A 21,305-nucleotide genomic window follows, 5' to 3' on the forward strand; every position below is an offset into this window, starting at 1 on the left:
CTATAACGGTGGCTGGCGAGCTTAAGGGGCACTCAATGTTCAAAGAAAAACTAATAATAATCATTACTTTAGTTATGCTGTTATGTGCATGTGATATGCAAGAGCAGCCAACTCAACTCGCCCAAATAAAAGAACAAAACAAAATACGTGTGGGTACACTTGCAAGTGCTAGTAATTATTATCAAGCCGTTCAAGGTGAACAAGGCTTTGAATATGAGCTATCTCAAGCATTTGCTGAATATCTAGGTGTAGAGCTTGAAATAGTGCCATTTTTTAACTTATCCGATATGTTTGAACGCCTTGAAAGCGGTGATTTAGATTTAATTGCCTCAGGACTTACCTATAATAAAACCCGTGCAGAGCAATACCGTTATGGACCAACTTACAGAACAATCAGCCAAAAATTAGTTTATAAGCAAGGACGTGTTCGTCCTCGAGAGTTTGCCGACTTAGATGGCAACTTTACTGTTATCGCTAAAAGTAGTCATTCGCTTACTCTGCAAAAAATGAAAAAAAACAATCCAGATCTTACTTGGATAGAAAGCGAAGAGTTTGATGAAGAAGAACTACTTCAAGCAGTTATTGATGGCGAGATTGATTACACACTCGCTGATACACATACGCTATCGTTATTTCGCCGTTATCATCCAAATTTAAGTATCGGTTTTTCTGTTAGTCATAACGACCCGATTGCATGGATACTTAATAAATCAAAAGATGATTCTTTATATTCCTTATTAGTGCCATTTTTTGGCGATATAAAACAGAGTAATCAGCTCTACGTACTTGAAGAAAAATACTTTGGCCACGTACGCCAATTTAACTATGTAAATACCCTTGCTTATATCGAAGCTATCAAAGAAACCTTACCAACATACCAACCATGGTTTGAACAATATGCTGGTAGCCTTGATTGGCGTTTATTAGCGGCACTTAGCTATCAAGAATCTATGTGGAATCCTCGTGCTAAATCGCCAACAGGCGTTCGCGGTATTATGATGCTAACCCGCAGTACAGCAAAACAAGTAGGTGTTACCAACCGCTTAGAGCCAGAGCAAAATATTCGCGGTGGTGCTAAGTATTTAAGTAAACTGATTAAGCGTATACCTGATAGAATTCCTCAACCTGATAGAACATGGCTTGCACTAGCGGCTTACAATGTAGGTTGGGGGCACGTTAACGACGCGCGTATAATTACCGAGCAGCAAGGCGCAAGCCCTGATAAATGGGCTGATGTAAAAAAACGCTTACCGCTGTTAATTAAAAAGCGCTATTACCGTAAAACTCGCTATGGTTATGCGCGTGGCGATGTAGCGGTTAAATATGTTGATAATATTCGTCGCTATTACGATGCACTTGTTTGGCTAGATGAGAATAATGCTATTGCTGTTGAGTCTGAGCCAGAACCAATCACAGAGCAGAGCACTGATACCGAGCCAAACTTAAATGAAGAAAGTGACGATAAAAGTAACAAAGATGAAGCGCAAACAGAAAAACAACAGCCTATAATTGAGCCCGAACTACCAAGTGAAAACAATAACTAAGATTTATATAGGTATCAGTTTTTTGAGCAAACCAGTAAGCAAAATTTAAGTAAATTAAATATCTGTTTACTTGTCATCAAATGATCACTAATGTGTATTACTTGTATATTATTATTTTATAAGATATACCCTGCGCCTTTCTCACTCTTGCATTAGGAGAAAACATGCTAAAACGTAGACGCACACAAAAATTAAAACGCAATGTGATTTATTCAACAGCCACACGTCGTCGTGTTATGCTAAGAAAACTGCACAAAAAAATCATCTGGCGCCGCCGAATGTTTGCTATGCAGCAAATGGCTGAAACAGAAATAGAGCCAATCGCTAGTTAACTCTAGCTAGGTTTATTTATTTGTTCATCACGAGCAGCTTTCTTAGCTGCTTTAATTTGCGCTCTTCTACGCTTAAAAAAATTCGAAATAGTATCACCGCATTGCTGTGCCAAAACACCACCGCACACCTCAACTTGATGATTTAACCTCGGCTCTTGTAATAAGTTCATAATTGAACCTGCAGACCCTGTTTTAGCATCGAGGGCACCAAATACTAAACGCTTTATTCTGCTATGCACCAACAGTCCTGCACACATAGAGCAAGGCTCTAACGTTACATATAGTGTGCAATCAATTAAGCGGTAATTATTAAGTACTTTTCCAGCTTCTCGCACTGCAATCATTTCCGCATGGGCTGATGGGTCGTTATCCGTTATTGAGCGGTTGTACCCCACTGAAATTAGCTGGTTATCTTTTACTACAATTGCTCCAACCGGAATTTCATCAAGCAACTCTGCTTGCTTTGCATACAAAAGCGCTTGCTCCATCCAGTAGGAATCATTAAATGGCTCGTTCATTCTTTCTACTTAAATAACTTTTTATGCTGTAATTATACCTAGTTAGCACTCTAAAGTGCGTCATTCATTACTTTATTGCAAAAATAAAACGATATTTACCTGTTTGTAATGGCTCACTAGTGTGGATTTACGCTATAATCTCACGCTTTTTTTATTTAGCTCACAACACGGGTAGCAAATGAAATTTCCTGGACGCCGCAGGCATAAACATTATTTTCCAGTGGAAGCCAAAGATCCACTTACTAATCAACTTAACGCAACAGAGCGATTACAACGTAGTTATATTACGGGTATCGATCAGATCGTTGTTGATATAGAGGCAAAAGTTGATCAAGCTTTCCTTGACGAATTTCAACTACGTAGAGGTATGTCACAAGTTATTGATAGCGACATAACGAACGCCTTATACGATCGTTTAAAATTAAACGATATGGTTGATTTTGAGTTTGCCGGTGGGACCATTGGTAACACTATGCACAACTACTCTGTACTTGCAGATGATCGCTCAGTTTTATTAGGCGTAATGAGCGAAAATATAAAAATAGGTAGCTATGCTTACCGCTTTTTATGTAATACCTCAAGCCGTGTAGATTTAAACTATCTCCAACCAGTAGATGGGCCTATAGGTCGTTGTTTTACATTAATTGATGAAACCGGTGAGCGTACTTTTGCGATAAGTGCGGGCCTAATGAATCACTTACGTCCTGAATCTATCGATAAAAACCTTATTGAAAATTCATCAGCATTAGTGATCAGTGCCTACCTCATGCGTACGCAAGGTAGTGAAACGATGACTGAAGCGACTATGCAAGCGGTAAAATACGCTAATGATGCAGGTGTGCCAGTTGTTCTTACACTCGGAACTAAATTCTTAATTGAACAAGACCCGACCTGGTGGGCAAACTTTGTTGAAAAGCATGTTGATATTCTTGCTATGAACGAAGAAGAAGGGTTAGCTATTACAGGTTTTGAAGACCCTCTTCTAGCTGCCGATAAAGCACTTGATTGGGTAGATTTGGTAATTTGCACCGCTGGCGAAAAAGGCTTATTTATGGCCGGCTACGTAGACGAAAGCTTAAAGCGTGAAACCGAATATCCGTTATTACCAGGCGCCATACCTGATTTTAATCGATACGAATTTTCACGTGCTATGCGTAAAACCGAGTGTGATGAGCCTATCAGAGCATATAGCCATACAGCCCCATTTATGGGTGGACCTGATTCAATCAAAAACACCAATGGTGCAGGCGATTGCGCACTTGCGGCTGTGCTTCATGATTTGTCAGCGAATGTTTACCATAAGCTTAATGTGGCAAACTCAGCTAAACATCAGCAACAAGCTATTACTTACTCGTCACTATCGCAAATTAGTAAATATGCTAACCGAGCTAGTTATGAAGTGTTAGTTCAGCACTCTCCTCGTTTATCTCGCGGTTTACCAGAACGCGAAGACTGCTTAGAACAGGTTTATTGGGAACAATAATAACGGTGGGAGCAATCATTGCTCCCTATCAACTTCCTAAAAAATAGAAATATCGAGCTTTTTAGATAGCAGTTCCAACGCTGCAATTCCTGCAACCGAATTACCAAACGAATTAAGTCCCGGAGAATAAACAGCTACCGTAAACTTATTTGGTAACACGGCTAAAATAGTCCCTGACACTCCCGATTTACCTGGCATACCTACTCTGTAACCAAAATCCCCCGCAGCATCGTATAAGCCACTGGTAAATAATAGCGAATTAAGCTGCTTATTTTGACGGCTACTTAAAACACGATCGCCCGATCGATTATCAACACCTTTATTTGCTAAAAAATTATAAGCTTTGGCTAATTCAATACAGTTGAGCTCAATAGAACAAAAGTTAAAGTAAGACCATAAAACATCATCGACTTCATTTTCAAAATTACCAAACGACTTCATTAAATGTGCCATAGCAGCATTACGGTGTCTAAATTCATACTCAGAATTAGCGACTTTTTTATCAATCACTATCCCTCTATTACCAGCTAACAACCTAAAGGTCTCGAGCATAGAGTGCATTGGTGCAGATAAGCGGCTGTATAACGCATCACACGTTACAATTGCGCCTGCATTTATGAAAGGGTTACGAGGAATCCCTTTTTCAAACTCAAGCTGTGTAAGCGAATTAAAGGCAGTACCTGAAGGCTCCTTTCCAACTCGATGCCAAAGTTCATCACCATAACGTTGCAGTGCCATAGTAAGTGTCATAACTTTTGAAACAGACTGAATGGTAAAACGTTGAGAGCAATCCCCCGCACATACAGTCTTACCATCAGTTGTATAAATAGCGATAGAAAATTGCTCAGGATCGACCTCTGCAAGGGCCGGTATATAATCAGCTACTGTTCCTTGTGATAATAAAGGGCGTACTTCATGTGCTATTTCATCAAGCACCTTTTGGTAATCAGCTGTAGGCAAACTAGACCTCTATATCATCATTCATAAAAATTGGATTTTAGCACGCGCGAATAGACGCAACTAGTTTTGTTGTTGAATTTAAAGGGGGGATGTTTTTCTTAATTTAAAAAAGCAAAAAACCCGTCACATTACTGTAACGGGTTTCTCTTAATTAAATCCTGGTAATGTCCTACTTTCACATAGCAAATGCTACACTATCATCGGCGCTGTTTCGTTTCACTACTGAGTTCGGCATGGGATCAGGTGGGTCCAAAACGCTATTGTCACCAAGAAAATTCTTTTCAATTTTCTTATTTTAATTATTAAGGTTAAAGTCCTTCGACTGAATTTGAAGCCTGGTAATGTCCTACTTTCACATAGCAAATGCTACACTATCATCGGCGCTGTTTCGTTTCACTACTGAGTTCGGCATGGAGTCAGGTGGGTCCAAAACGCTATTGTCACCAAGCAAATTTGGGCGTTAATCCGTATTTCTACGTATTAACTGAATTTGGAAAATATCTGATAATATTTTTTAAGTCTTTCTAAGTAATGTCTACTTTAGTTATATTAACTTCTGTCAAACTGTCGCATAAAACGCGTTTGGCGTTGTATGGTTAAGCCTCACGGGTAATTAGTACAAGTTAGCTTAATGGCTCACACCACTTCCACATCTTGCCTATCAACGTTGTAGTCTTCAACGGCCCTTCAGAGACTTTAAAAGTCTAGTGAGAACTCATCTCGAGGCCTGCTTCGCGCTTAGATGCTTTCAGCGCTTATCAGTTCCGAACGTAGCTACCGGGCAATGCCATTGGCATGACAACCCGAACACCAGCGGTTCGTTCACTCCGGTCCTCTCGTACTAGGAGCAACCCCTCTCAATTCTCAAACGCCCACGGCAGATAGGGACCGAACTGTCTCACGACGTTCTAAACCCAGCTCGCGTACCACTTTAAATGGCGAACAGCCATACCCTTGGGACCGACTTCAGCCCCAGGATGTGATGAGCCGACATCGAGGTGCCAAACACCGCCGTCGATATGAACTCTTGGGCGGTATCAGCCTGTTATCCCCGGAGTACCTTTTATCCGTTGAGCGATGGCCCTTCCATTCAGAACCACCGGATCACTATGACCTACTTTCGTACCTGCTCGACGTGTCTGTCTCGCAGTTAAGCTGGCTTCTACCATTACACTAACCGTACGATGTCCGACCGTACTTAGCCAACCTTCGTGCTCCTCCGTTACTCTTTAGGAGGAGACCGCCCCAGTCAAACTACCCACCAGGCACTGTCCGTAACCCCGATTCAGGGGCCAACGTTAGAACATCAAAACTACAAGGGTGGTATTTCAAGGACGACTCCACAACAACTAGCGTCGCTGCTTCAAAGTCTCCCACCTATCCTACACATGTAGGTTCAATGTTCAGTGCCAAGCTGTAGTAAAGGTTCACGGGGTCTTTCCGTCTAGCCGCGGGTACACAGCATCTTCACTGCGATTTCAATTTCACTGAGTCTCGGGTGGAGACAGCGTGGCCATGGTTACACCATTCGTGCAGGTCGGAACTTACCCGACAAGGAATTTCGCTACCTTAGGACCGTTATAGTTACGGCCGCCGTTTACCGGGGCTTCGATCAAGAGCTTCTCCCTAAGGATAACCCCATCAATTAACCTTCCGGCACCGGGCAGGTGTCACACCGTATACGTCATCTTGCGATTTTGCACAGTGCTGTGTTTTTAATAAACAGTCCCAGCCACCTGGTCACTGCGGCTCCCGTCCGCTTAGAGAGCAAGTCTCATCACAGATAGGAGCGTACCTTCTCCCGAAGTTACGGTACGATTTTGCCTAGTTCCTTCACCCGAGTTCTCTCAAGCGCCTTAGTATTCTCTACCTGACCACCTGTGTCGGTTTGGGGTACGATTCCATATAATCTGAAGCTTAGAGGCTTTTCCTGGAAGTATGGCATCAACAACTTCATCACCGTAGTGACTCGTCTCGTGTCTCAGTCTTAACAGCAACCCGGATTTACCTAAGTCGCCAACCTACTCACTTTCACATGGACTACCAACGCCATGCTTGTTTAGCCTGCTCCGTCCCCCCATCGCAATTATATCGAGTACAGAAATATTAATCTGTTTCCCATCGACTACGCCTTTCGGCCTCGCCTTAGGGGTCGACTTACCCTACCCTGATTAACATGGGATAGGAACCCTTGGTCTTCCGGCGTGGGAGTTTTTCACTCCCATTATCGTTACTCATGTCAGCATTCGCACTTCTGATACGTCCAGCATACCTCCCGGTACACCTTCAACCGCTTACAGAACGCTCCCCTACCACTCAGAATAAATTCTGAATCCGCAGCTTCGGTGCATAGTTTAGCCCCGTTACATCTTCCGCGCAGACCGACTCGACCAGTGAGCTATTACGCTTTCTTTAAAGGATGGCTGCTTCTAAGCCAACCTCCTGGCTGTCTGGGCCTTTCCACATCGTTTCCCACTTAACTATGACTTTGGGACCTTAGCTGGCGGTCTGGGTTGTTTCCCTCTTCACGACGGACGTTAGCACCCGCCGTGTGTCTCCCGGATATTACTTTACGGTATTCGGAGTTTGCAAAGGGTTGGTAAGTCGGGATGACCCCCTAGCCTTAACAGTGCTCTACCCCCGTAAGTATTCGTCCGAGGCTCTACCTAAATAGATTTCGGGGAGAACCAGCTATCTCCCGGTTTGATTAGCCTTTCACTCCTAGCCACAGGTCATCCCCTAACTTTTCAACGTTAGTGGGTTCGGTCCTCCAGTTGATGTTACTCAACCTTCAACCTGCCCATGGCTAGATCACCGGGTTTCGGGTCTATACCTTGCAACTATTCGCCCAGTTAAGACTCGGTTTCCCTACGGCTACCCTATTCGGTTAACCTCGCTACAAAATATAAGTCGCTGACCCATTATACAAAAGGTACGCAGTCACCCAACAAGTGGGCTCCTACTGCTTGTACGTACACGGTTTCAGGTTCTATTTCACTCCCCTCACAGGGGTTCTTTTCGCCTTTCCCTCACGGTACTGGTTCACTATCGGTCAGTTGGGAGTATTTAGCCTTAGATGATGGTCCACCTATATTCAGTCAAAGTTTCACGTGCTCCGACCTACTCGATTTCACTTAAAATGTCTTTTCATGTACGGGACTATCACCCTGTATCGTGGCACTTTCCAGAGCCTTCCATTAACACATAATAAGCTTAAGGGCTGTTCCGATTTCGCTCGCCGCTACTTTCGGAATCTCGGTTGATTTCTTTTCCTACGGGTACTTAGATGTTTCAGTTCTCCGCGTTCGCCTCGTTAACCTATGTATTCAGTTAACGATACCTGCAAGCAGGTGGGTTTCCCCATTCGGAAATCCTAGTCTCAAGCGCTTTTTACTAGCTTGACTAGGCTTATCGCAAGTTAATACGTCCTTCATCGCCTCCAACTGCCAAGGCATCCACCGTGTACGCTTAGTCACTTAACCATACAACCCAAACGGGTCTTTGTTTTGTGACAGTTTAACTTCGCCAGAAGTTAATATTGAATACTAAAGTAGATACCAATCAATCAACTCATAAGAGTTAATTAAATGGCACTGAATGGTACTGCTACCATTCTTTTTTTACTTTTGAAAACTCTTGATAAATACAAAGTATCTATCAGAATTTTATTATCAGCTTTTCCAAATTTTTAAAGAGCATATTAATTAGTTATTCCGAAGAATAAGCACTAATTAACAATCATCTGTGTGGACACTACGAACAAATAAGTTCTAAATCGTATAAGGAGGTGATCCAGCCCCAGGTTCCCCTAGGGCTACCTTGTTACGACTTCACCCCAGTCATGAATCACTCCGTGGTAAACGTCCTCCCGAGGGTTAGACTATCTACTTCTGGAGCAACCCACTCCCATGGTGTGACGGGCGGTGTGTACAAGGCCCGGGAACGTATTCACCGCGTCATTCTGATACGCGATTACTAGCGATTCCGACTTCATGGAGTCGAGTTGCAGACTCCAATCCGGACTACGACGCACTTTAAGTGATTCGCTTACTCTCGCGAGTTCGCAGCACTCTGTATGCGCCATTGTAGCACGTGTGTAGCCCTACACGTAAGGGCCATGATGACTTGACGTCGTCCCCACCTTCCTCCGGTTTATCACCGGCAGTCTCCTTAGAGTTCTCAGCATTACCTGCTAGCAACTAAGGATAGGGGTTGCGCTCGTTGCGGGACTTAACCCAACATCTCACAACACGAGCTGACGACAGCCATGCAGCACCTGTATCAGAGCTCCCGAAGGCACCAAACCATCTCTGATAAGTTCTCTGTATGTCAAGTGTAGGTAAGGTTCTTCGCGTTGCATCGAATTAAACCACATGCTCCACCGCTTGTGCGGGCCCCCGTCAATTCATTTGAGTTTTAACCTTGCGGCCGTACTCCCCAGGCGGTCTACTTAATGCGTTAGCTTTGAAAAACAGAACCGAGGCTCCGAGCTTCTAGTAGACATCGTTTACGGCGTGGACTACCGGGGTATCTAATCCCGTTTGCTCCCCACGCTTTCGTACATGAGCGTCAGTGTTGACCCAGGTGGCTGCCTTCGCCATCGGTATTCCTTCAGATCTCTACGCATTTCACCGCTACACCTGAAATTCTACCACCCTCTATCACACTCTAGTTTGCCAGTTCGAAATGCAGTTCCCAGGTTGAGCCCGGGGCTTTCACATCTCGCTTAACAAACCGCCTGCGTACGCTTTACGCCCAGTAATTCCGATTAACGCTCGCACCCTCCGTATTACCGCGGCTGCTGGCACGGAGTTAGCCGGTGCTTCTTCTGTCAGTAACGTCACAGCTAACGGGTATTAACCGTTAACCTTTCCTCCTGACTGAAAGTGCTTTACAACCCGAAGGCCTTCTTCACACACGCGGCATGGCTGCATCAGGCTTGCGCCCATTGTGCAATATTCCCCACTGCTGCCTCCCGTAGGAGTCTGGGCCGTGTCTCAGTCCCAGTGTGGCTGATCATCCTCTCAAACCAGCTAGGGATCGTCGCCTTGGTGAGCCATTACCTCACCAACTAGCTAATCCCACTTGGGCCAATCTAAAGGCGAGAGCCGAAGCCCCCTTTGGTCCGTAGACATTATGCGGTATTAGCAGTCGTTTCCAACTGTTGTCCCCCACCTCAAGGCATGTTCCCAAGCATTACTCACCCGTCCGCCGCTCGTCAGCAAAGTAGCAAGCTACTTTCTGTTACCGCTCGACTTGCATGTGTTAGGCCTGCCGCCAGCGTTCAATCTGAGCCATGATCAAACTCTTCAATTAAAAAGTTTTATGTCTTTCGACAGCTCAATGAATTCTGAATTTTTGTTTTTGTTGCCAAAAACGAATTGACTGTGCGTTATTATTTTCACTTTTAAAAAAGTGAAATCAAAACAGCTCAAGGCTGAATCTTTTAATAACATATGGTCACTCAGTTTCAATTGAGACTCTAATTTGTTTGCCTCGCTACCGAAGTAGGTTGGCTGTTAGAACTCAATCTGTACGAGTGCCCACACAGATGATTGCTTTATATTGTTAAAGAACGTTTTGAGTCGCTTCAGCGTCTCAAGGGATGCGAATAATACACCCTTTATTTTTCGAGTCAAGACTTTGTTTTAAACTTTCTTTCGACAATTTAAAACCGAAGTTTTATTTAACTCTCTGAGTAGTTCGTGCCTCGCTATGCTTCGTCCGCTGCGCGTCGCCATATCCCGTCTCAGTGGGGTCGCATTATAGGGAGCGGCGGATTTTACGCAAGCGTTATTTGCATAAAATAGTAATTAAAATTAAGCCCCAAGCAAGCACACACGATAAACACAAGTTACCCACAAAACCCTGTTGATAACTCTTGTTTTTACATAGCTAAACCATACTAAAGATATTAATTAAAACCTTAAAAATGCAAAAAGCACCTTATTTAGGTGCTTCTCAAAAGTAATAGTTATTAGAATCTAGGGTCTGTTTATCTTTCAATGTTAAATTTGCAGCAGCCTGTTTGGTATTCAGGCAAGGCAGAGCCTATGTAGTGTGGTTACTCCCCATAAATAGGCGATAACGTAGCATTAATGCCAAACAGGCGCTGCCCAAAGGGTTCTTCCTAGGGGCTATTTACTCTTTGTTACTCGGTTTTTACTTAGCCCACTAGGTTACAAATCTCGCGCCGCGATTAAACACCCCCTAGTTTGAACAAATTTCAATCCGCAAAGAGCAACAGACCCTAGTATAAAATACTATATAACTTGCGACGATACTTAGCTGCGAGTGCGTCGCCATCAGGTAAAGAGGCAATAATGGCTAAAAAGCTTGGTTTTGCTTCGTTGAAGTTCAGATCTTTTTGTAGAACTGTAAACAGTACATCCAATGCTTCTTCTTTTCTGCCTGCTTCATTAAGTAAAATACTGAGCTCTTCTTTTAATTCTAAGTCATTTGGATACTTTTCTACTTGTTGTTGCTTTTCTTTAATCTCTGGTGAATCTTTTGCTTCAAGCGCGGCTTCGCATTTTGCTTTTATATTATTAAAGTAAGCATCTTGCTCTTGTGCATCTATTGTATTTATAAGCGCTTGCGCTTCATCTACCTTGTGAATTTGAATACATATGTCTGCTAGCACTAACTTGATACGTGCATTACCGCTGTCTATTTCATAAGCTTGCTTTGCATAATTAAATGCAGCATTTAAATCTGACTTTAATAACGCTTGCTTTGCTTGTTCTAATAGTAAGTCTTGTTGCGCAGGTAAATGCTTTGCTAGGGCTTCGCGTATTTGCGCTTCGCTTTGAACACCTGCAAGTAAATCTACTGGTGCGGAGTCTTTTAACAATACAAGCGTAGGCAGTGTTTGCAGACCAACTTGTTGCGCAAGTTGAGAAGCGAGTGCTTGTTCTGCATCGCAATCTAAGTTTGCTACTACTATATAGCTTGCATATTCTGCTGCTACTTTATCTAAAATTGCAGCCTGTCCAATGCAGTCAGGACTTTGAGGAGAGAAAAAGTTAAGCAACACCAATTTTTGTTGTGATGTTTCACCGAGTACTTGTTGAAGGTTTTGCGCATTAATACTAACTATGTTGCTCATTGAATTGATTGCCATATTCGTCTATTTAGGTTTTTATATGGTGGTGAACATAATAATTACAAGTCATATACCTAAATCACTCGGTATACATATTCAACAATAAGGGAAAATATGAAATTAACTTACCTAAGTGCAATACTTTTATTAGCAAGCCCATTAGTACAAGCAAATGGACTCGATTTGAATTTAAGCAAAGCCATGCCAGCTATTGAAAAGTTTTACCTCGACTTACACCAATCCCCAGAGCTTTCTTATCACGAACAAAAAACAGGTAAAAAGATAGCAGATAGATTAACTCAGCTGGGTTTTAAAGTAACAAGTAATGTAGGTGGCTTTGGTGTAGTTGGTATTTATAAAAATGGTGAGGGGCCGACAGTAATGATCCGCACTGATACTGATGGCTTACCTATTATTGAGCAAACAGGAAAATCCTATGCCTCAAAAGTCAAAGTAATAGATGAGCACGGTGCAAAAGTAGGTGTAATGCACGGCTGTGGCCACGATATCCACATGAGCTCTTTTATTGGAACTGCAGAGCAGTTAATTGCTCATAAAAAACAGTGGCAAGGTACATTAATGATGGTTGCACAGCCTGCAGAAGAAGTAGGTGGGGGTGCTAAAGCGATGTTAAGCGAAGGACTATTTAGTAAATTTGCAAAACCTGATCATATAATTGCTTTACATGTAAGCGCTAGCGTCCCCGCTGGTAAGGTATCAATGAAAAATGAATACACGATGGCAAGTGTAGATTCTGTCGATATTACAATTAAAGGTAAAGGTGGTCATGGTGCTTATCCGCATACAACTATAGACCCAGTGGTTATAGCTGCACGCACTGTACTTGCTTTGCAAACAATCACAAGCCGAGAGCTTTCACCGCTTGAGCCTTCTGTTATTACAGTGGGGTCTATTCATGGTGGTTCAAAACATAATGTGATTTCGGATGAAGTAAAACTACAACTCACTCTTAGAAGCTATAACCCCGATGTAAGAAGCGCTCAAATAGCAGCAATAAAACGAATCACCGCAGGTATTGCACAAAGTGCTGGCTTAAATGAATCTAACTACCCTGTAATATATGTACATGAAGATGAATCGATTCCATCTACTTATAATAACCCTGCACAAACAGACATTGTTAGAAACTCTATTGCCAGCGCAATTGGCGATACTAATGTACTTGAAACACAAGCTGTAATGGCGGGTGAAGATTTTGGCCTATACGGGCGCACCGATGAAAATATCCCTATCACCCTCTTTTGGCTAGGAGGCGTAAACCAAGCACAATATGCAGATTCAATAAAAACAGGTGAGGTACTCCCTTCTCTACACTCTAATAAATTTGCACCAGATTATAAAGTTGCTATTCCTACTGGAATAAAAGCAATGAGTAACGCTGCTGTTGCTTTATTTAATAAGTAACCTGAATTCTGGATAATAAATCTATCTCAAACAGAGTTCAGGTTGAGAAATATCGTTTAATAAAAAAGCTCTGTTGCTAACTAGCAACAGAGCTTTTTTTATAACTCGACTTTTTAAAGGTCGCTTTTCCACCTCGTTTAGCAAAACGTTTTTTAGGTGAGGTTTTTGGTAACTTCGCAAATGCATTGCTATCGCAGTTTGCTGCTAATTGAACAAACCCATTTAGGTCAGCAAGTAAAGGCTGTAAAAATTGCTGATAACTCATTGCCTGCTGTGCAATATCACCTAAGCTCGACTCCCACTTTGCGGTTAAATCAGGACTCGCTAAACCTTGTGGTAATACGCTAATAAGAGCAAGTCCCGTTTCGGTCGCTCTAATTGACTTACCTTCACGTTTTAAAAAACGCCGCTTAAATAGCAACTCGATTATTCCCGCACGTGTTGCCTCCGTACCTAAACCATCAGTGTCTTTTAATACTTTTTTAATTTGTGGATCTTTAACATAACGGCTAATGCCCGTCATCGCAGCCAACAATGTGGCATCGGTAAAATAAGCAGGGGGTGATGTATGCTTTTCGACTACTTCGCCTTTATCGCAAAAAAGAGGCATACCTTTTGTTAAAGGAGGTAGCGAGGCTTCATCTTTTAATTCAGATTTACCCATTAACACCTTAAAACCCAAGCTTACATCTTGCTTTGCATTTGCCTTAAAAAGCCCACCAGCAATAATTACCTCAGCTTTAGTTTCGTTATATATATAGTCGGGATAAAACTGAATTAAGTAATGACGGCTTATTAATTGATATACCTTTGCTTCGTCACCGCTCAAACTCGCTGACTTTAACTGCTTAGCCGTAGGCACAATGGCATGATGGGCAGCTACTTTTGAATCGTTAAAACATTTACTATGCTTTTTTACATCAGCCCCGTTTACTAATTCACTGCTTTGCCCCCCATTTGCACTTATTGCCTTTAAAATAGCAGATGCTTCTTGATGGTGATCTTTGGGTAAATAACGATTATCTGAGCGTGGGTAAGTAATTAGTTTATGACGTTCGTAAAGTATTTGGCAAATATCCAATACTTTTTGAGCTGGCATACCAAATGCTTTAGCGGCATCTATTTGCAGAGCAGATAAATTATAAGGTAATGGAGCACTTTGCTTTTTTTGTTTTTGGTCGAGTGAAATAAGCTCAGCACTTTGCCTTGTAATACGTGAAGCAACATTTTCTGCAAGAGCTTTGTTAAGTATTCGCCCTTCTTCATCTTGATGTGGCTCACATGCTTTGCTTGGAACCCACTTAGCTATGAATGGTTGATTATCTGGAGTAAGCAAATGCGCCAATACATCGTAAAAAGGCTTAGATACAAAGTTCGCTATTTCGTTATCTCTATTAACAACAAGACCTAAAATAGGGGTTTGTACTCGCCCTACCGAAAGTACATTACCAAACCCTGCTTTTTGCCCTGCTAACGTATATGCACGCGTTAAATTCATACCAAATAGCCAATCAGCACGAGAGCGCGCTAAAGCAGATACACTTAACGGAATAAAATCTCGATTAGAACGCATAGTACCCAGTGATTTTTTTACTGCGGACAAATTTAAATCACTAATGAGTAAACGTTGCGTACTCTGCTTTTTAGCCTGACTTATTTTGGCTTCTTCTATTACTTGATCGACTAGTAGCTGGCCTTCACGGTCTGGATCGCCAGCGTGAATAAGTTGCGAGGCCTGTTTAATTAATTTTTTTAAAACAGTGAGCTGTTTGCGAGTTTTGGTTTTGGCTTTTAACTTCCACTGTTCAGGTATTATAGGTAAGTGTTCAAACTGCCATTTTTTAAAGCGCTCATCATAGTCATCGGGTTCTGCTTGTTCTAGCAAATGCCCAATACACCACGATACACAATCGCCATTAGCGACTTCTATATAACCATCATGTTTTTTATGTGGTTTTGGTAAGGCATCAGCAATTGCTCTGCCTAGTGATGGTTTTTCTGCAATGTAGAGTTTCATGGGAGTCGCTCACTCACTGTTTATATAAACAGTAGTTTAGCACAGCTATTTTGAAGGTGGGGAGTTTTCTATTTTTGACTTTACACTACCTTGCTTAGTGAAAAGGATAATTAAAGGTAAATAGCATACAACCACCGTGGCAATATTGATAAATGGCATTAGGGTCTGATAAATAACGGTACTGTAAGCTAAATCCCACAAATGGCGGTCAACTAATCGGAATAGTTGTAATATAGGTGCGCCAATAACAACTAGTTGCCCAATAACACATTGCCATAAATAAACTTTATCCTTTATACCCCAGTAAGCTATAAGTGCCATCCAAATAATATCTGTGATCGCCCAAACTAAATAACGATAAATATAAATGTCATCAAACGCTCGTAGGCTTGAAGCAGTTAGGTTACCAAAGAGGAAAAAAGCTGCGGTAAGTAATACAAATCGAAAGGCTAGGCGATCTTTAAATACAAAAAATATAAAAATAGCCGGACTTAGCATTAAAACCCAGCTTTTGCTTAAAATACTAACAATATATAAAAACCATTCAGGCAAAATACTCTGCCCTATTTTGTTTTTTTATCGTCATCAGTACCATCACCATTACCCGGCATGTCGCAATATTTATTGATTATTTTCACAGGCACTCCATTACATATGTTAAGGAAATGTACTGTAAGCTAAAATGACGAAATTGCCAAGATACTTAAGGCAATTAAGTACCTTAAATCAAAACAAACATAGTGAAATATAACACAAGCAATAACTTAGCGCACATCAATAGGAGCAGACTCTTTAGCCTTACCTTGCAGGATTGATATTTCTACTCGACGGTTTCTTCGGCGATCTTCATTTGAATCGTTTGGAACAAGTGGACGAGTATCAGCTCGCCCCACTACCATCATGCGGTTTTTATCAAACCCTTGCACCGTTTGCAGCTCGCTTGCTACAGCTACAGCTCGCTTTGACGATAAGTCCCAATTATTAATATATAGCTCATTCGATACCTGAAAATCGTCGGTATGGCCAGATACAGTTATTTCGCCAGGTACATCTTTTAACAGTACACCAATATCTTGAATTATGGGTTTAAACTTAGGTTGTAAAAATGCACTACCCGAAGGAAATGAACCATTCTCTCTAATACGAATAATTATTTGCTGCCCTAAAGATTCAAGCTCAATTGCACCATCTATTATTTGCTTTTCAAGCTGCTGCGCGATTTTTTTAACGAGCTCGTTAGTTTGTTCCTGATCGGCCGCTGAAGTTGCTTGCTCTGACGATTGCTCTTGAGAAGTACTACGAGATTCGCCACCACGTTTGTCCCCGCGTTGTTCTTGCCTGCCACCAGCTGAGCTTTCATCTCCAGCCTGAAACTCTAACATTTGTTGAGTCATTTCTACTGTTTGTTGTTGAATAGTTTCTATTGGAGTGGGTTCTGGTTTGCCTGGGGTAAACTCCATAGCAATAACAGAGGTACCTTTTGGGATATCTTTTACTTCAATTTTATTCTGCACACCAAAAGCAAACTTCATAGAGCCCGCAATTTGTTTAAACTTAAGTACATCCATTTCTGAAAACGCAAGCAAGAGTACAAAAAAGCACATTAACAGTGACATTAAATCGGCAAATGTTCCCATCCATGCTGGTAGGCCTGGTGGTGGGCATTTGCACTCTTGATCAGACATAATTACTCCTCGGTATCTACTTTGCGTTTAGATTCAGCTAAGTAATTTTTCAAAATACCTTCGATTACTTTTGGATTTTGGCCATCTTGTATACCTAAAATAGCATCTAAAATTAAACGCTGATTCATAGCCTCTTCGTCTTTACGTAGTTCAAGTTTTACCTGAATAGGAATTGCCACAACATTGGCTAAAAACGCACCATATAAAGTTGTTAAAAGCGCTACCGCCATTGCCGGGCCAATTGCTTTTGGGTCATCCATGTTAGATAACATTGCAACTAAGCCAATTAGAGTACCAATCATTCCCATTGCTGGTGCAATATCGGCTAATGACTTAAATAAGCCTGCGCCCATTTCATGTCGAGTAGTGGTTAAAGAGATATCTTTTTGAAGTGTGGCGCGAACAACATCTGCGTCATGGCCATCAACAAGCATGTCGACGCCTTTGCGCATAAATGGATTTGGGATTTCAGCTTCTTCGAGTGCTAAAAACCCCCCTTTACGAGCTGAATCAGCAAGTTCTACTGCTTTTTCAATAAGCTCTTCTGGCGTTTCAATTTTAAACATAAACGCTTTAGCAACAACTTTACCTATACCCAAAAACTGCGACATGGTGAAATTTGATAAAACAATGAAAAGTGAACCACCAAATACAATTACACTAGAAGGAGCATCGGCAAACATAGCCATTTCACCGCTACTACTCATAAACATAGACATGACAATTAAGCCAATTGCGCCTAGGATCCCGATTATGGTTGCTAAATCCACATTTCCTCCAGAAGTTTCATGCTTAATGGCCTTATCATAAACTTTTATTATTAACTGCTTATCGGCAACATATTGAATTGCTTAAGCCATTTTTATAAATAAACATAAAAAGCAGCCTTTAGCACTATTTTAGATCAAGTTATAAGGGCTACCTAATTATCAATTGATTTATTAAACTAACAGACCGCTATTAAGGCTTTATTAATACACTTGAAATATAATTTAACGTTATAAAGGTAAAAAACCAATATCATCCTTTGACCTAGTTTAGCATTCCCCCTAAAATTGACCCCTAAATTTATTATGTAAGCTGAAATAAAGATGGCGACTAAAAAACCTGAAAACTTAAGTTTCGAACAAGCACTAGAAGAATTATCTACAATCGTTAGTGACATGGAACAAGGTGACTTATCGCTTGAGCAATCGTTAAAGCAATTTGAGCGTGGAATTGCATTAGCAAGTGCTTCATCAGGTAAATTACAGCAAGCAGAACAAAAAGTATCAATTTTGATGGGGAATGGCGAAAAGTCAGTTCTTACGAATTTTGATAATGATATGGAATAGCTGTGAGCATAAATAATTATATCGAACGTGCTCAAAAAGATGTAGTAGCGACCTTACAACAGCATTTTAAACAGCCTCTCGATACTGAAGAAACAGTCAAGAACGCCACCCAGTATGGATTATTTAATGGCGGTAAAAGATTACGTCCATTTTTAGTTTATGCCACAGGTAAAATGCTCGGTGCAAACCAGCAAGACTTACATGTACTTGCAGCTGCAATTGAGTGTATCCATAGCTATTCGCTAGTTCATGATGATTTGCCCGCTATGGACGATGACGACTTACGCCGTGGCCGCCCTACTTGCCACATAGAATTTGGCGAGGCAAATGCAATTTTAGCCGGTGATGCCCTACAAACACTCGCCTTTGAGCTTATTGCGAATCACAAATTTACATGCTCGTCGCAAACACAAGTAAAAATGATTGCTACGCTTGCCAACGCATCAGGCCTTGAGGGCATGGTAGGCGGACAAGGTCTTGACATAGCAGCAACAGATAAAGTAATTACCGTACAAGAGCTTGAGCGAATACATAAGCTAAAAACCGGAGCTTTAATTAATTGTGCAATTACACTTGGTGCACTGTGCAGTGAAAAGGCAGATCAACAAACCTTAGAAAATTTAAGCATTTTTGGGTATGCTATAGGGCTGGCGTTTCAAGTACACGACGACATTTTAGATGTTGAAGGCGATACGGTTACTTTAGGTAAACCACAAGGCTCCGATATTGCCGCGAATAAAGCGACATATCCGGCGTTATTAGGTATGCTAGGCGCTAAAGAAAAGGCGCAAAATTTAATACAACAAGCCCATGAAGCGTTGGCAAATATAGATGCTGACACAACACTTCTTGCGTCGCTAGCAAATTACCTAATTGAGCGTGACCACTAATTTTTGCTCATACGTATTGCAATTAGCACTGACATTATTACTCAACATTAATTATTCGTAAAAGCTTTGAATGAATTAATGTTAGCGAAGGATATATATAAAACCATGACACTTGATAGTAGCAAGTATCCATTACTTAATTTGGTTGACGAGCCAGCCCAATTGCGTGACTTAGCGCAAGACAAACTCCCTGCATTTAGCAATGAGCTGCGCGATTATTTACTCAACTCAGTATCGCAAAGTAGCGGTCATCTAGCGTCTGGTTTAGGGACGGTTGAACTAACCGTTGCGCTACATTATGTTTATAACACTCCAGACGATCGCCTAGTTTGGGATGTGGGTCACCAAGCTTATCCACATAAAATCCTTACAGGTCGTCGCGACCAAATGCACACTATTCGCCAAAAAGACGGTTTGCACCCTTTTCCTTTTCGCGATGAAAGCCAATACGATACGTTTAGCGTAGGTCATTCAAGCACCTCTATTTCAGCTGCCTTAGGTATGTCTATTGCCGCCCAAAAAGAAGGCAAAGGTCGAAAATCTGTAGCCATTATTGGTGACGGAGCTATCACCGCAGGCATGGCATTTGAAGCGATGAATCATTTAGGCGATGTAAAATCAGACATGCTTATTATTTTAAATGATAACGAAATGTCGATTTCAGAAAATGTTGGCGCATTAACAAATCACTTTGCCCGAATTTTATCAGGTAGCTTTTATACTAACATTCGTGAAGGCAGTAAAAAGTTACTCTCAGGTGTGCCTCCGGTAAAGCAACTTGCCAGTAAAATGGAAGAGCACATTAAGGGCATGATGATCCCGGGGACCTTCTTTGAAGAATTAGGCCTAAATTACATAGGCCCAATTGATGGTCACGATGTAAACATGCTTGTAGATACATTGCGTAATATGCGTAATTTAAAAGGCCCACAGCTTTTACATATAAAAACGCAAAAAGGTAAGGGCTACAAACCGGCTGAAGCCGATCCTATTGGCTACCATGGTGTACCAAAATTCGATCCGAGCACAACTAGCCTGCCTAAATCTAAACCTAGCGCTGCTACTTTTTCAAAAGTTTTCGGCGATTGGTTATGCGACATGGCAAAGCAAGACAGCAAGTTAATGGCTATTACGCCAGCAATGCGCGAAGGCTCTGGCATGGTACGTTTTTCTAAAGAGTTTCCAGATCAATACTTTGATGTGGCCATTGCAGAGCAGCATGCAGTTACTTTAGCGGCTGGTTTTGCTTGTGAAGGTTTAAAACCTGTTGTTGCTATTTACTCGAGCTTTTTACAACGTGCGTATGACCAATTAATACATGATGTTGCACTGCAAAACTTACCTGTATTATTTGCCATTGACCGCGCTGGTATTGTTGGAGCCGATGGTGAAACTCACCAAGGTGCGTACGATTTAAGCTTTATGCGCTGTATTCCAAATATGGTAATTATGGCACCAAGCGACACCAACGAATGCCGCCAAATGCTATACACCGGTTATAAAGAAAACTGCCCTGTTGCAGTTCGTTACCCTCGAGGTAGCGCAGGTACTGCAGACATTGAAAGCACTATGCAACTGCTTGAAATAGGTAAGGCAGATACAATTAAGAAAGGCAGTAAAATTGCCATTTTATCGTTCGGTACATTACTTGAAAACGCCCAGCTTGCAGCTAACGAATTAGATGCAACGCTTGTTAATATGCGTTTTATTAAACCACTTGATACTGCACTTTTAAATGAGCTTGCTACTAGCCACGATACCTTTGTTACGCTTGAAGATAACGCGATTGCTGGCGGTGCTGGCTCTGCAGTTAATGAATACTTGGCAACGCAAAAAGCTGATATTAATATCCTTAACTTAGGTATTCCTGATGAGTTTATTAAACACGGCACGCAAGATGAAATGCACGATGAAATGGGATTAGGCGAGCAAGGAATATTAAACGCTATTAAGGCGTTTATCGCTTAAGCTATTTACTTAGTTTATTAAAAAGGAGCCTCAAGGCTCCTTTT

Annotated in this window: 14 protein-coding genes and 4 rRNA genes; 7 read left to right on the top strand and 11 right to left on the bottom strand. The window is 41.6% G+C overall.

The window, feature by feature from the left end:
• Nucleotides 1-35 precede the first annotated feature (35 nt).
• A complete protein-coding gene (mltF, locus tag AC5NT5_RS13285; protein WP_494513975.1) occupies nucleotides 36-1,544 on the top strand; it encodes a membrane-bound lytic murein transglycosylase MltF in 1,509 nt (502 codons plus the stop codon).
• A gap of 164 nt (nucleotides 1,545-1,708) precedes the next feature.
• Entirely contained in the window at nucleotides 1,709-1,876 is a 168-nt protein-coding gene (locus tag AC5NT5_RS13290) for a hypothetical protein (RefSeq protein ID WP_002961076.1), read from the top strand.
• 2 nt (nucleotides 1,877-1,878) lie between these two features.
• Here AC5NT5_RS13290 and tadA read toward each other — a convergent pair whose 3' ends face one another.
• Entirely contained in the window at nucleotides 1,879-2,394 is a 516-nt protein-coding gene (gene tadA, locus AC5NT5_RS13295; RefSeq protein ID WP_002961078.1) for a tRNA adenosine(34) deaminase TadA, read from the bottom strand.
• A gap of 178 nt (nucleotides 2,395-2,572) precedes the next feature.
• Between tadA and AC5NT5_RS13300 the strand changes: the two genes are divergently transcribed.
• Nucleotides 2,573-3,877: an inosine/guanosine kinase gene (locus AC5NT5_RS13300; RefSeq protein WP_033021433.1), complete on the top strand. Its 1,305-nt coding sequence runs from the start codon at nucleotides 2,573-2,575 to the stop codon at nucleotides 3,875-3,877.
• A 36-nt stretch (nucleotides 3,878-3,913) separates the two neighbouring features.
• Here the strand turns inward: AC5NT5_RS13300 and glsB are convergent, their stop codons facing one another.
• The 6 genes from glsB to AC5NT5_RS13330 all read right to left on the bottom strand — a co-directional run bounded on the left by glsB (nucleotide 3,914) and on the right by AC5NT5_RS13330 (nucleotide 11,945).
• Complete coding sequence (gene glsB / locus AC5NT5_RS13305; protein WP_024597412.1) at nucleotides 3,914-4,837, bottom strand: glutaminase B; 924 nt, start codon at nucleotides 4,835-4,837, stop codon at nucleotides 3,914-3,916.
• 156 nt (nucleotides 4,838-4,993) lie between these two features.
• A 5S ribosomal RNA gene (gene rrf, locus AC5NT5_RS13310) occupies nucleotides 4,994-5,108 on the bottom strand.
• Nucleotides 5,109-5,170: 62 nt separating this feature from the next.
• A 5S ribosomal RNA gene (gene rrf, locus AC5NT5_RS13315) occupies nucleotides 5,171-5,285 on the bottom strand.
• A 144-nt stretch (nucleotides 5,286-5,429) separates the two neighbouring features.
• Nucleotides 5,430-8,319 (bottom strand): 23S ribosomal RNA (locus tag AC5NT5_RS13320).
• A gap of 298 nt (nucleotides 8,320-8,617) precedes the next feature.
• Nucleotides 8,618-10,153 (bottom strand): 16S ribosomal RNA (locus AC5NT5_RS13325).
• Together the 16S, 23S and 5S rRNA genes form the textbook arrangement of a ribosomal RNA operon.
• A gap of 934 nt (nucleotides 10,154-11,087) precedes the next feature.
• Nucleotides 11,088-11,945, bottom strand: a complete 858-nt coding sequence (locus AC5NT5_RS13330; RefSeq protein ID WP_024597192.1) for a tetratricopeptide repeat protein — start codon at nucleotides 11,943-11,945, stop codon at nucleotides 11,088-11,090.
• A gap of 111 nt (nucleotides 11,946-12,056) precedes the next feature.
• Here AC5NT5_RS13330 and AC5NT5_RS13335 point away from each other — a divergent pair, with 111 nt between their 5' ends.
• Nucleotides 12,057-13,367 carry a M20 metallopeptidase family protein gene (locus tag AC5NT5_RS13335; protein ID WP_494513972.1) on the top strand — a complete coding sequence of 437 codons (1,311 nt, stop codon included), beginning with the start codon at nucleotides 12,057-12,059 and terminating at the stop codon, nucleotides 13,365-13,367.
• 76 nt (nucleotides 13,368-13,443) lie between these two features.
• Here the strand turns inward: AC5NT5_RS13335 and AC5NT5_RS13340 are convergent, their stop codons facing one another.
• The 4 genes from AC5NT5_RS13340 to pomA all read right to left on the bottom strand — a co-directional run bounded on the left by AC5NT5_RS13340 (nucleotide 13,444) and on the right by pomA (nucleotide 17,839).
• Nucleotides 13,444-15,384, bottom strand: a complete 1,941-nt coding sequence (locus tag AC5NT5_RS13340) for a DNA topoisomerase III (protein WP_182737222.1) — start codon at nucleotides 15,382-15,384, stop codon at nucleotides 13,444-13,446.
• A 45-nt stretch (nucleotides 15,385-15,429) separates the two neighbouring features.
• Entirely contained in the window at nucleotides 15,430-15,936 is a 507-nt protein-coding gene (locus AC5NT5_RS13345) for a hypothetical protein (protein ID WP_182696310.1), read from the bottom strand.
• A gap of 212 nt (nucleotides 15,937-16,148) precedes the next feature.
• Nucleotides 16,149-17,069 carry a flagellar motor protein MotB gene (locus tag AC5NT5_RS13350; RefSeq protein ID WP_024597196.1) on the bottom strand — a complete coding sequence of 307 codons (921 nt, stop codon included), beginning with the start codon at nucleotides 17,067-17,069 and terminating at the stop codon, nucleotides 16,149-16,151.
• A gap of 2 nt (nucleotides 17,070-17,071) precedes the next feature.
• Nucleotides 17,072-17,839: a flagellar motor protein PomA gene (gene pomA / locus AC5NT5_RS13355; protein ID WP_024597197.1), complete on the bottom strand. Its 768-nt coding sequence runs from the start codon at nucleotides 17,837-17,839 to the stop codon at nucleotides 17,072-17,074.
• Between the two features lie 321 nt (nucleotides 17,840-18,160).
• Between pomA and AC5NT5_RS13360 the strand changes: the two genes are divergently transcribed.
• The 3 genes from AC5NT5_RS13360 (at nucleotide 18,161) to dxs (ending at nucleotide 21,261) form a co-directional block, all read left to right on the top strand.
• On the top strand, nucleotides 18,161-18,403 hold the full coding sequence (locus AC5NT5_RS13360) for an exodeoxyribonuclease VII small subunit (RefSeq protein WP_002961738.1): 243 nt from the start codon (nucleotides 18,161-18,163) through the stop codon (nucleotides 18,401-18,403).
• Nucleotides 18,404-18,405: 2 nt separating this feature from the next.
• On the top strand, nucleotides 18,406-19,293 hold the full coding sequence (ispA, locus tag AC5NT5_RS13365) for a (2E,6E)-farnesyl diphosphate synthase (RefSeq protein ID WP_024597198.1): 888 nt from the start codon (nucleotides 18,406-18,408) through the stop codon (nucleotides 19,291-19,293).
• A 105-nt stretch (nucleotides 19,294-19,398) separates the two neighbouring features.
• Nucleotides 19,399-21,261 (top strand): 1-deoxy-D-xylulose-5-phosphate synthase, encoded by a 1,863-nt coding sequence (gene dxs / locus AC5NT5_RS13370; RefSeq protein WP_024603572.1) that lies wholly within the window; start codon nucleotides 19,399-19,401, stop codon nucleotides 21,259-21,261.
• The last annotated feature ends 44 nt before the right edge of the window (nucleotides 21,262-21,305 follow it).

The sequence above is a fragment of the Pseudoalteromonas sp. J2K-J599 genome, from assembly GCF_059295115.2.

Excerpts from the sequence above, each read along its gene's own strand:
- mltF (WP_494513975.1), top strand. The coding sequence starts at position 36 with ATGTTCAAAGAAAAACTAATAATAATCATTACTTTAGTTATGCTGTTA.
- AC5NT5_RS13290 (WP_002961076.1), top strand. The coding sequence starts at position 1,709 with ATGCTAAAACGTAGACGCACACAAAAATTAAAACGCAATGTGATTTAT.
- tadA (WP_002961078.1), bottom strand. The coding sequence starts at position 2,394 with ATGAACGAGCCATTTAATGATTCCTACTGGATGGAGCAAGCGCTTTTG.
- AC5NT5_RS13300 (WP_033021433.1), top strand. The coding sequence starts at position 2,573 with ATGAAATTTCCTGGACGCCGCAGGCATAAACATTATTTTCCAGTGGAA.
- AC5NT5_RS13330 (WP_024597192.1), bottom strand. The coding sequence starts at position 11,945 with ATGAGCAACATAGTTAGTATTAATGCGCAAAACCTTCAACAAGTACTC.
- AC5NT5_RS13335 (WP_494513972.1), top strand. The coding sequence starts at position 12,057 with ATGAAATTAACTTACCTAAGTGCAATACTTTTATTAGCAAGCCCATTA.
- AC5NT5_RS13340 (WP_182737222.1), bottom strand. The coding sequence starts at position 15,384 with ATGAAACTCTACATTGCAGAAAAACCATCACTAGGCAGAGCAATTGCT.
- AC5NT5_RS13350 (WP_024597196.1), bottom strand. The coding sequence starts at position 17,069 with ATGTCTGATCAAGAGTGCAAATGCCCACCACCAGGCCTACCAGCATGG.
- AC5NT5_RS13360 (WP_002961738.1), top strand. The coding sequence starts at position 18,161 with ATGGCGACTAAAAAACCTGAAAACTTAAGTTTCGAACAAGCACTAGAA.
- dxs (WP_024603572.1), top strand. The coding sequence starts at position 19,399 with ATGACACTTGATAGTAGCAAGTATCCATTACTTAATTTGGTTGACGAG.